This window comes from Winslowiella iniecta, assembly GCF_001267535.1.
Classification (GTDB): Bacteria; Pseudomonadota; Gammaproteobacteria; order Enterobacterales; family Enterobacteriaceae; genus Erwinia; species Erwinia iniecta.
Window position 1 is genome coordinate 88,099 of sequence record NZ_JRXE01000008.1, and the last position, 11,728, is coordinate 99,826.

The following is an 11,728-nucleotide window of genomic DNA, read 5'->3' on the forward strand; positions in this document are numbered from 1 at the left end:
AGCAACCTGACGGTCACGCCATCGATTAACGGCGTCACCCTGAAAACCGCCACCATTCAGCAAGTTGCCGATACCTCGACCGGCAGAGTCAATGACGGCGCGGTGGTGATCACCACGGACAACAGCATTGCCAACGGCAGCGCTGCCAACCAGGTCAGCGCCACCGTCACCGACGCCAGCGGCAACCCGGTGCCGCAGATGCCCGTCACCTTTACCCTGACAGGCTCGGCGACTGCGCTGGGATCGGCGACCCAGCTCAGCGACGCGCAGGGCGTGGCGAGGCTTGGCTTTACCAATACCGTGGCGGAAACCGTCACCGTGAAGGCGGCGACCGCCAATGGCGGCAACGCCAGCGCCGGGGCGCAGTTTATTGCCGATCGCGATACCGCTTCACTAAATGACAGCGACCTGACGGTCGATGGCCAGAACATCGTGGCAAACGGCAGCAATAAAGCGACCTTTACCGCGCTGGTGAAAGATGCCAGAGGGAATCCGGTGCCGAAAATGCAGGTCAGATGGACCACCAACAGCGGGACGCTGGGCGGCAACAGCAGCACCACCGACGCCGACGGCAAGGCCAGAATTACCCTGACCAATACCCGTGCGGGCAATACGCAGGTGACGGCATCGGTTAACGGTGGCGCGGGGATTAACCGGCTGGTGAACTTTATCGCCGACGGCAGTAATTCGGGCATCGGTAACGGCGATCTGACCCGCGACAAAGCGGAAGCGCTGGCCGACAATGTGGAAATTGTCACTTACAGCGCCATCGTGAAAGACGTTAACGGCAACCCGGTTAATCAGCAGAAAGTCACCTGGGTGACCACACTCGGCACCTTCCCGGACGGCAGTACCACCGCCACCACTGATACTGACGCCAGCGGCAAGGCCACGATTGCGCTGAAATCCACCCGCGCAGGTGCGGTACAGGTCACCGCGACAGCGGGCAACGGCGGCACCGCCAGCGCCGAATCGGTGACCTTTAAGGCCAACCCTGCCACCGCAGATGTCAGCGGTGCGGTAACGGTCAATAAAACTCTCGTGACGGCCAACGGCACTGACTCCGCGCTGTACAGCGTGACGATTAAAGACGCCAACGACAACCTGGTGGAAGGCATCGACGTCATCTGGACCAACAGCGGCGTCGGTGAATTTAACCGCGCCGACGGCATCAGTAAAACCAACGCTAGCGGCGTGGCAACCATGGCGCTGAAAGGCACCGAGGCCGGGATTGCGAAGGCCGCGGCGAGCGTCAACAGCAAACCGGCGGTCAATGCGCAGGACGTGACGCTGAAGGCTGACGAATCCACCGCCGGTATCGGTAACGGCGATCTGACATCGGATCGGAACACGGCGCTGGCCAACGGCACGGCGGCCATTACCTACACCGCGCTGGTGAAAGATGCGAAGGGTAACCCGGTGAAGAACTTACGGGTCAGCTGGGCCACCGATCGCGGGACTTTTGCCAACGGCAACACGACCAGCACTACCGATAACAACGGTAAAGCGGTGATCGCCCTGACCTCAACGCAGGCAGGCAGCGCCACGGTAACCGCCACGCCAGGCACCGGCAGCACGGCCACCGCGACGCCGGTAAGCTTTACCGGCGATCCGGCCACCGCTCGTCTCGACAGCAGCAATATTTCCGTGCTTCCCAACCGCAGTATCGTGGCAAACAACGTTGATCAGGCAACCTATAGCGCGCTGGTTAAGGACGTCCACGACAACCCGGTAGCGGGCGTCACCGTAACCTGGAGCACTAACAACGGTACGTTAGCCCCAGCTAATCAGAGCGTTACCGGTCAGGACGGTGTGGCAACCATCAGACTGACCGCGACTGCGGCAAGGGTGACGCAGGTCAGCGCGAAGCTGGGCAACACCGCTGCCGTCAACGCACCGTTGGTGACATTTATTGGTGACCAGAATACAGCAAGAATTAACACGGGCGATCTGGCCGTCAATAAACCCAGCATCGTTTCCAATAATGTTGATGTTGCTCTGTTTACTGCTCAGGTAAAAGATGTAAACGGCAATTTATTACCGGGTGTGGCGGTAAGCTGGCAAACTGATAAGGGCGTAGTGACGGGCATGGCTCCGCTAACCGATAACGACGGTAAGGTTACAGCTCAACTGAAAGCGGACATTCCTGGCAGCGCAACCTCACCGGACAGTGTAGCAAGGGTTACTGCAAAGGTTGGCAGCGCGACACCAACTAACGCTCCGGATGTGGCCCTGGTCGTGCCGCCGCAGTCATACCGAGGCACGGATATCACCTATACCACCACCGATGCCCCTAAAAGTGCGCAGATGACAATTAGCGGAAGAACAGGGACTGTTCCAGGTAGCATAAAGGTCAAGGTTACCATTACCAGCCCCAATACCTCACTGGCGTGGTTTAGCATTGTGGCGCCAAATAACGTTGAGTATATGGTTAAACCGATGGGCACCGCACAACCTGAAGCCGAGAAAACTTATACCGTTACGTTACCATCAGGTGTGAGTAAATCAGGAGTCTGGAAATTGAAGATGGATGACACCAACTCCAATAACTCAAGTGAACATATCCTGAAATGGAACATTACTCTGTAAGTTATCATCCTTAATCTTTATCCCAGTAAAGGCTCCCTTGCGGAGCCTTTTATGATTTCCGCTCAGGACGGCAGTCGCTTAACCGGCGCATTCTGCTGACGATCCCACATCACGGTTAATAACCGTTGCAGCGCGATAAAACTAAACAGCAAAATCCCAATCGCAATTTTGGTCCACCAGGAACTTAAGGTGCCATCAAAGTTAATCCAGGTCTGGATCAGTCCCTGAATCAGCACGCCAAACAGCGTTCCCAGCACGGTTCCCACCCCGCCGGAAAGTAGCGTGCCACCAATCACTACCGAGGCGATGGCGTCCAGCTCTACGCCCATTCCAGCCAGTGCATAGCCCGCCGAGGTATACAGTGAAAACACAATCCCTGCCAGTGTCGCCAGGCCGGATGACAGCATATAGATCTTCACCGTAGTGGCGCGAGTCGAGATACCCATCAGCTGAGCGGACGTCACATTGCCGCCGACGGCATACACCTGATTACCAAAGCGCGTACGGTGCGCCAGCAATATTCCCCACACCACCACCACCAGCATCACCAGCGCCAGCAGGCTTAAGCGCCCGCCGCCGGGAATTTTCCACGCCATACTGGATAATGAGGTATACAGCGGATGGTCGATGGGAATCGAGCTTTCCGCCACCAGATAGCTACAGCCACGCAGGAAAAACATCCCGGCGAGAGTGATAATAAACGCCGGAATTTTTAACGCATCAATTAGCCAGCCCATCATGGCACCAAACGCCGAACCGGCGACCATGATAATCGTGAAGGCCAGCCAGGGTGACAGATTAAAGTCGCCAATCGCACGGGCGAGGAATACGCCGGTAAAGGCGATCACCGCGCCGACCGACAGATCGATGCCGCTGGAGAGAATCACAAACGTCATACCGACGGCAATAATGCCGAGAAAGGCGTTATCAGTCAGAATATTACAAATCAATCGCGTCGAGGCAAAGCCGGGAAACTGGCTGAGACAGAACAGATAGCCCGCAACAAATACCAGCAGGGTAATCATTAATGGCAGATGACGTTTAATCACGACGGCGTCCTCGTTTAAACAACTGGATAAAGCGCGGAGACTGCAACAGCAACACACACATCACCACCACCGCTTTCACCACCTGATTCAGTTCCGGCGCAAAGCCGGACAGCAAAATCCCGGTGTTCATTGCCTGGATAATCAGTGCACCAATCAATGACAGCACCAGACTGAAACGTCCGCCCATCAGTGACGCCCCGCCAATCACCACCGCCAGAATCGCATCCAGCTCCAGCCATAGTCCGGCATTATTGGCATCCGCGCCGCGAATATCCGCCGCAACAATCAGACCGGCCACCGCCGCGCACAACCCGCTGATGGCATAGGTCGACATCACCACCAGCCAGCCGTTAACCCCGGCATTGCGTGCCGCACGCAGGTTTATCCCCACCGCTTCGATAAATAATCCCAGCGCGGTTTTGCGGGTTAACAGCCAGACCAGCGCCGCCACCAGCAACGTGATCCAGACCGGCACCGGAAACAGCCACAGCGTGCCGCTACCAATACGCGCCAGCGCATCACTGTCAAAGGTGACAATCTGCCCTTCGGTAATTAACTGTGCGATACCGCGCCCGGCAACCATCAGTATCAGGGTGGCGACAAATGGCTGGATTTTCAGCAGCGCCACCAGCACCCCATTCCATATCCCGCAGAGCAGTCCGGCACCGAGTGTCGCCACAATGACCAGCCACAAGCTGTAACCGGCCACCGTCATGGTCGCTGCCGTGGCCCCGGCAATCGCCATCACCGCCCCCACTGACAAATCAATACCGCCGGTGGCAATCACCAGCGTCATGCCAATCGCCAGTAACGCCACCGGCGCCGCGCGATTCAGAATATCAATTGGACTGCCAAACAGGCGGCCATCCTGCAAATGAATGGCGAAAAAGTTATTGGCGACCAGGCTGTCGACAATCAGCACCAGTACCAGTGCGGCAATCTGCGGCACTCCCGGCGGGAACTTACCTTTCAACATGCGCGTTTTCTCCGGAGATAACTGTGACTCAAGCATGTTGCGCGCCTCCGTCAGCAATCGCATTCACAATCGCCGCCACCGAAAGCTGCTCCAGCGGTATTTCCGCCACCTGCTGGCGATCGCGCAGGATCAACACCCGATCGGCATAGCCCACCAGCTCTTCAAGCTCCGAGGAAATCACCAGCAGCGCCAGACCATCGGCACAGAGAGATTCAATCAGGCGGATAATCTCCGCATGAGCACCAACATCAATGCCGCGCGTCGGTTCGTCGAGAATCAGAAACTGCGGACGCGTCACCAGCCAGCGTGACAGCAACACTTTCTGCTGGTTACCGCCGGATAACAGTTCGACTGGCTGCTCAGCATGCGGCGTTCGGATACCAAGGCTTTTGATAAAGCGCTCGGCAATCTGCTGCTGTTCACGCCGCTTTATCGGCCGCAACCAGCCGCGCTGTGCCTGCAAAGCCAAAATGATATTTTCCCGCACCGAGGCTGCACCAATAATGCCATCGGTTTTACGATCTTCCGGACAGAACCCCATTCCCAGACGCGACGCCTGCGCCGGGGTGCGAATGGTGCGTTTTTTGCCTTTAATCATTGCGCTGCCACTGTCAGCACGGCGAATGCCAAACAGCAACTCGGCGGTTTCGGTGCGCCCGGAACCGAGCAATCCGGCCAGCCCGACCGCCTCACCCGGCCTGACTTGCAGGCTGAAGGGTTCAATGGTGCCCTTCTTACCGTAACCTTTAAACTCCACCACTGGCTGGTTACTGCGCAGGGTGCTGCCGGCACGTTGCAGGGCGGTTTCCAGCAGTTCGCGTCCGAGCATCAATTTAATCAGCTCAATCTGCGGCAATGTTCGGGTGTCACGGGTGGCAATATACTGTCCGTTACGCAGCACGGTAATGCGATCACTGACGCGATACACCTGGTCAAGGAAATGGGTGACAAAGATCAGACTCATACCCTTTGCTCTCAGCTGATTCATCAGCGTGAACAGCATCTCCACTTCGCTGGCATCAAGGCTGGCAGTCGGTTCATCAAGAATTAACACCTGTGCGGAGAGATCCACCGCGCGGCAAATGGCAATAATCTGCTGCATGGCAACCGAGTACTGGCCGAGTGAACGGGTCACATCCAGCTCAAAGCCATACTCGCGCATTAGCCGGGTCGCATTTCGCACTATGGCTTTACGATCGATCAGCCCAAAGCGTTTTGGCTCGCGACCGATAAATAAGTTGTCAGCCACCGACATATTCGGCAGCAGGTTAACTTCCTGATAGACCGTACCAATGCCGATTTCCTGTGCCTGGGCGGTATTACGGGGATTAATCGGCAGGCCATTTAGCGTCACGCTACCGGCATCTCGCGGGTAAACGCCGGTCAGCACTTTAATCATCGTCGACTTACCGGCACCGTTCTCCCCCAGCAGCGCCATAATTTCACCGCGCCTGATGCTAAAAGAGACATTATCCAACGCCTTCACACCGGGGAAAAACTTACTGACGCCGTTGATGCTTAACAGCGTTTCCTCTGTCTGCGTGGTCATAAACATCGCCTCTCAGAATAAAAAAAACCGCCGGATCGCAGAGTCTGTCCCGCCGCATAACGGGGTGACTGGGGATCAGGCGGCGCTGTGCTTAGTAACCCATGCCTTTTTTCTTATCTAATTCGGTTTGTGCATCAGCAGGCAGGAACAGACGAGACTCAGTTTTGATAATTTTTGGCGGTTCAGTGCCATCTTTCTTAAATTTCTCCAGCGCATCAAATGCCGGGCCAGCCATATTTGGCGTCAGTTCGACGTTAGCATTGGCTTCACCCGCCAGCATCGCTTTATAAATATCCGGCACGCCATCAATCGAGCCGGTCAGAATATCTTTACCGGGTTTCAGCCCCGCCTCTTTAATCGCCTGAATCGCACCGATTGCCATATCATCATTGTGCGCATAAACCATGCAGATGTTTTTGCCGTTATTTTCCGCCTTAATAAAGCTTTCCATTACCTCTTTACCTTTACTGCGCGTAAAGTCGCCGGATTGTGAACGGATAACTTTAATATTTTCGGCACCGGCAATGGCTTCAGCAAAACCTTTCTTACGATCGATCGCCACGCTGGCACCGACGGTGCCCTGCAACTCGACGACATTACAAGGTTTACCGGCCACCTCTTTCACCAGCCAGTCGCCAATCAGTTTACCTTCCAGCACGTTATCGGCGGTCACCACCGCCTTATACAGCGATTTATCTTTTACCACGATGGCGCGATCCAGCAGGAATACCGGAATTTTCGCATCTTTAGCTTCTTCCAGCACCGGCTCCCAGCCGGTCTGCACTACCGGTGCGATAAAAATGGCATCTACCCCCTGGGCGATAAAAGAGCGTACCGCTTTAATCTGGTTCTCTTGTTTTTGCTGACCATCGGCGATTTTCAGCGTGATACCGCGTTTGGCGGCTTCGCTTTTCGCCACGCTGGTTTCTGCCGCGCGCCAGCCTGATTCTGAGCCAACCTGAGAAAAGCCGACTGTCATATCGGCCGCCAGCGCTGAACCGGAGAGTGCAGCACTCACCAGGGTGGTTAAGAGTAAACGCTTCCACATAATCTTTTTTCCTCTGATGGGAGATTGCTGTATGAGTACAAGGCACCTAAAGCCTGGACTAAACGGGTGGAAACATTTTCGACATGGTTCACAAAATGCTACGAATTAAATGAGTTACGTAAAATTCAGCGCCGAATAACCGCCAGCGATATGGAGTTTTCCCCTGCCGTTATTATCAGGTCAGTTAAATAACTGTAATAAAGATAAGCGGTTAACTGCGCAGAGTTTGGAAGCGATTACAGCACCACGTAAAGTTCTGCCATTTTGCTGCACTGCGCCAGCACATAAATAATTATCTGAACTGTGATTTCCCGCACACTGACAGTTTTAAGCAGACTTTTACCGGTAACAGGGCAGTTAGCGCGATGAAGGTGAAAAAAAAGGCTTTTTAAATGCGAAAATTGCAGCCGCTATTACAGCGCGCCCAAGAGTCAGAGTTAGCGTCACTGATAATAATGCTGTGAACGTTTCAGCGCGTAATAATTACAGCCAAAACTTATTATTCCATTTTGAAAAAGCTATTAGTAACAACATCTCCTACAGATAAGTCTTAAAAGAAATCATTTTGCACGCCGTTGCTACGAATTTATCTGATTTTCTCTTTTTTTTAGGGTTGAGGGTATAGACAGATTTTTGCGTCTCCCTATACTTGATAGCTCACTATTCCCCGACCTGACGGCCACCATGACAGCACAAGACTACCTGCTGAAATTTCGTAAAGTGAGTAATTTAGAAACGCTGGAAAAGCTTTTTGATCACCTCAACTACTCGCTGAGTGATGATAAAGAGATCCTGAATATGTATCGCGCTGCCGATCATCGCCGCGCTGAATTAGTGTCCGGTGGACGCCTGTTCGATTTAGGCTGTGTGCCGAAATCCGTCTGGCGCTACGTGGTATAAACACCTGGCTCACTTTACCTTCCTTTTTCTGTATAATCCCCCTCCAGTTTAATGATGGCAGCTTTGATTTCCGCAAACGCTGTCATCGCTGTTTACTCTCTGTCAGGAAACTTATCATGACTGTGCAACCTTCTGCGCCACGTATTGGCGGCTGGCTTTTCGTGCCTCTGGCGTGGCTGATTATGACCCTGCTGACCAGTACGCTGGTGGTGGCGATGTATCTCAGCGCTTTTCTTAGCCCGGATCTGCGTCAGGCGTTATTCAGTCAGGAACACGCTTTTACCCTGCAATGGACGCTGTCGCTGGCCACTTCTTTACTGGTATGGATCTACAGCGCATGGGTTACCTGGATCTTTTGCAAACGGTCACGACGTCTGCCGCGCCACTACATTATCTGGCTGCTGCTGACGGTGCTGCTGGCGATTAAGACCTTTGCCTTTTCGCCGGTCACCGACGGTGCGGCAATCAAGACTTTACTGATCGCGCTGTTGGCCGCCTCGCTGCTGGTACCCTATTTCAAGCGTTCTCAACGGGTTAAGACGACATTTATTGAGCATTAACTGCTGATATAATCGTCAGTAATTTAATCCTGAGTGCTATCAGAAAATAACCCCAGGGTTGATATGTTGTGATACAGCCGCTAATGCCCGATAATAAGCGGCTTTTATTTTTCCCCCAGGCGTAACAATGACCGAATACCTGCTTCTTTTTGTTGGCACAGTGCTGGTGAACAACTTCGTCTTAGTGAAGTTTCTCGGCCTCTGTCCCTTTATGGGCGTTTCCAAAAAACTGGAGACGGCAATTGGCATGGGACTCGCCACCACATTTGTTATCACCCTTGCCTCGATTTGTGCATGGGTGGTTAACCACCTGATTCTGGTTCCACTGGATCTGGTTTACCTGCGCACGCTGGCGTATATCCTGGTGATCGCGGTTACCGTGCAGTTCACCGAAATGGTGGTGCGTAAAACCAGTCCGGCGCTCTATCGTCTGCTGGGCATCTTTTTACCCCTGATCACCACTAACTGCGCGGTACTGGCAGTGCCATTGCTGAGCGTCAATCTGAATCACACCTTTTTGCAAGCGGCGATGTATGGCTTCAGCGCCTCTGTCGGCTTCTCGCTGGTGATGGTGCTGTTTGCCGCGATGCGTGAGCGCCTGGTGCTGGCCGATGTGCCGTTGCCATTTAAAGGCTCATCCATTGCGCTGGTGACTGCCGGCCTGATGTCTCTGGCCTTTATGGGCTTCTCTGGTCTGGTGAAATTCTGATGTCTGCCATCTGGATAGCGATTATTGCCTTAAGCGCGCTGAGCCTGGTGTTTGGCGGGCTGCTGGGTTACGCCTCGCGTCGCTTTAAAGTGGAAGCCGATCCGATCGTTGAACAGATCGACGAAATCCTGCCGCAGAGTCAGTGCGGCCAGTGCGGTTATCCTGGCTGTCGCCCTTATGCGGAAGCGGTCGGTAACAACGGCGAAGCGATCAATAAATGCGCCCCCGGCGGTGAACAAACCATGCTGAAACTGGCGGGTTTGCTTAACGTCGACCCACAACCGATTGACGGTGACGATGCGGCAAAAGAGCCGGTACGCACCGTGGCGTGGATTGACGAAGCCAACTGTATCGGCTGCACCAAATGTATTCAGGCCTGCCCGGTTGACGCCATCGTCGGTGCCACCCGCGCCATGCACACCGTGCTGAGCGACGTCTGTACCGGCTGCGATCTTTGCGTTGCCCCCTGCCCGACCGACTGCATTGAAATGCGTCCGGTTGCGACCACCACTGCCAACTGGAAGTGGGATCTCAACACGATTCCTGTCCGGGTTATCCCCGTGGAAAGTCATGCGTAATCTGTTAAATTTCTTCAAGAAAGACAAAATTTGGGATTTTGACGGCGGCATTCATCCTCCTGAGATGAAAACCCAGTCGAACGGCACGCCGCTGCGTCAGATTCCGTTGCCAGAACGTTTTATTATCCCGTTAAAACAGCATATTGGTCACGAAGGCGAGATCTGTGTCGCTCCGGGTGACACAGTGCTGCGCGGCCAGCCGCTGACCTTCGGTCGTGGCCGGATGCTGCCGGTTCACGCCCCGACTTCCGGCACAATAGAAGCGATTGCGCCGCATATGACGGCGCACCCTTCCGCACTGTCCGAAATGTGCATCTTTATTACGCCCGATGGCGAAGACCGCTGGATTGAACGCGAAACCGTCAGCGACTACCGCCAGCTTGAGCGCGCTGAACTGGTCAGCCGTATTCACCAGGCAGGCGTCGCCGGTCTGGGCGGTGCAGGTTTCCCGACCGGCACCAAGCTGCGCGGCGGCCTGAGCGGGGTGAATACCCTGATTATTAATGCCGCCGAGTGTGAGCCTTATATCACCGCCGATGATCGTCTGATGCAGGACTGTGCCGACGAGATCCTCGAAGGCAGCCGTATTCTGGCCTGGATATTACAGGCGGAAAAAGTGCTGATCGGGGTGGAAGATAATAAACCCGAAGCCATTGATGCGCTGAAGCAAGCGCTGGGCAACAGCACCGATTTACAGCTGCGGGTGATCCCGACCAAATACCCTTCTGGCGGTGCTAAACAGCTGACCAAAATTCTGACCGGTCGCGAAGTGCCGCACGGTGGCCGCTCATCGGATATCGGCGTACTGATGCAAAACGTCGGTACGGCTTATGCGGTGAAGCGCGCAATTATTGATGGTGAACCGCTCACCGAGCGCGTGGTCACGCTGACCGGTGAGTCGGTCGCACAGCCGTGTAACCTGTGGGGCCGTCTCGGTACGCCGGTCAGCCACCTGCTGCATCAGGTTGGCTTCTCCCCGGCAGCCGGACAAATGGTGATTATGGGGGGGCCGTTAATGGGCTTTACTCTGCCGGCGCTCGATGTGCCAATGGTAAAAATTACTAACTGCATTCTCGCCCCTTCCGCCAGCGAAATGGGCAACAATGAAGCGGAGCAATCCTGCATTCGTTGCAGCGCCTGTGCCGACGCCTGCCCGGCCAATTTGTTGCCGCAGCAGCTCTACTGGTTCAGCCAGGGTGCCGATCATGAAAAAGCGCGTGCGCACCATATTGATGACTGCATTGAATGCGGTGCCTGTGCCTATGTCTGCCCAAGCAATATTCCGCTGGTGCAATATTATCGCCAGGAAAAAGCCGAGCTGCGCGCCATCGACCTCGAAGCGCAACGTACCGCCCAGGCCAAAGCGCGTTTCGAAGCGCGTCAGGAGCGCCTTGAACGTGAGAAACAGGCGCGTGAAGCCCGCCATGAGCAGGCGAAACGTAAAGTCAGCACCAGCGATCAGAGTGAAATCACCGCGGCACGGGATCGTGTTAAAGCGAAAAATAGCGCCAGTGACGTACAGTCTGGTGAACAGCCGGATAATGCGATTGTTACCGCACAGCGTGAAGCCCGCCTTGCGCAGGCGCGTGCTCGTCAGGCTGAGAAACAGTCAGAAACTGAGCCGGTTACTCGTCAGACTGGCGATCCGCGTAAAGCGGCGGTAGAAGCGGCGATTGCCCGTGCTAAAGCGAAAAAAGTTGAGGCGGAACAGGCGGCTGAAACGGGTGCAGCCGATCCGCGTAAGGCGGCAGTAGAAGCCGCCATCGCCCG

General features: G+C 54.9%; 10 protein-coding genes. 6 read left to right on the forward strand and 4 right to left on the reverse strand.

Translation table 11 applies throughout. The annotated features are described in order from the left end of the window. Positions 1 to 2,589, forward strand: a 2,589-nt coding sequence (locus NG42_RS07280) for an Ig-like domain-containing protein (RefSeq protein ID WP_052898616.1), incomplete at its 5' end; no start/stop codon positions are given. Between the two features lie 62 nt (positions 2,590 to 2,651). On the opposite strand, the gene yjfF is transcribed toward NG42_RS07280, so the two are convergent. The 4 genes from yjfF to ytfQ form a co-directional block, all read right to left on the reverse strand. Further along, positions 2,652 to 3,638, reverse strand: coding sequence for a galactofuranose ABC transporter, permease protein YjfF (yjfF, locus tag NG42_RS07285; protein WP_052898617.1), 987 nt, complete (start codon positions 3,636 to 3,638; stop codon positions 2,652 to 2,654). Beyond that, positions 3,631 to 4,650 carry a galactofuranose ABC transporter, ATP-binding protein YtfT gene (ytfT, locus tag NG42_RS07290; protein WP_052898618.1) on the reverse strand — a complete coding sequence of 340 codons (1,020 nt, stop codon included), beginning with the start codon at positions 4,648 to 4,650 and terminating at the stop codon, positions 3,631 to 3,633. The genes yjfF and ytfT overlap by 8 nt, the downstream gene beginning before the upstream one ends. Beyond that, positions 4,643 to 6,163 (reverse strand): galactofuranose ABC transporter, ATP-binding protein YtfR, encoded by a 1,521-nt coding sequence (gene ytfR, locus NG42_RS07295; RefSeq protein WP_052898619.1) that lies wholly within the window; start codon positions 6,161 to 6,163, stop codon positions 4,643 to 4,645. Before ytfR ends, ytfT begins: the two co-directional genes overlap by 8 nt. A gap of 91 nt (positions 6,164 to 6,254) precedes the next feature. Continuing rightward, complete coding sequence (ytfQ, locus tag NG42_RS07300) at positions 6,255 to 7,211, reverse strand: galactofuranose ABC transporter, galactofuranose-binding protein YtfQ (protein WP_052898620.1); 957 nt, start codon at positions 7,209 to 7,211, stop codon at positions 6,255 to 6,257. 684 nt (positions 7,212 to 7,895) lie between these two features. Between ytfQ and ydgT the strand changes: the two genes are divergently transcribed. From ydgT to rsxC, 5 genes are all read left to right on the forward strand, one after another. Then, on the forward strand, positions 7,896 to 8,111 hold the full coding sequence (ydgT, locus tag NG42_RS07305) for a transcription modulator YdgT (protein ID WP_052898621.1): 216 nt from the start codon (positions 7,896 to 7,898) through the stop codon (positions 8,109 to 8,111). Between the two features lie 116 nt (positions 8,112 to 8,227). Further along, positions 8,228 to 8,671: a DUF2569 domain-containing protein gene (locus NG42_RS07310; protein ID WP_052898622.1), complete on the forward strand. Its 444-nt coding sequence runs from the start codon at positions 8,228 to 8,230 to the stop codon at positions 8,669 to 8,671. A gap of 127 nt (positions 8,672 to 8,798) precedes the next feature. Beyond that, positions 8,799 to 9,380 carry an electron transport complex subunit RsxA gene (gene rsxA / locus NG42_RS07315; RefSeq protein WP_052898623.1) on the forward strand — a complete coding sequence of 194 codons (582 nt, stop codon included), beginning with the start codon at positions 8,799 to 8,801 and terminating at the stop codon, positions 9,378 to 9,380. After that, on the forward strand, positions 9,380 to 9,958 hold the full coding sequence (rsxB, locus tag NG42_RS07320; RefSeq protein ID WP_052898624.1) for an electron transport complex subunit RsxB: 579 nt from the start codon (positions 9,380 to 9,382) through the stop codon (positions 9,956 to 9,958). Before rsxA ends, rsxB begins: the two co-directional genes overlap by 1 nt. Continuing rightward, on the forward strand, positions 9,951 to 11,728 hold a 1,778-nt coding region (gene rsxC, locus NG42_RS07325; protein WP_052898715.1), incomplete at its 3' end, for an electron transport complex subunit RsxC. The genes rsxB and rsxC, both read left to right, overlap by 8 nt.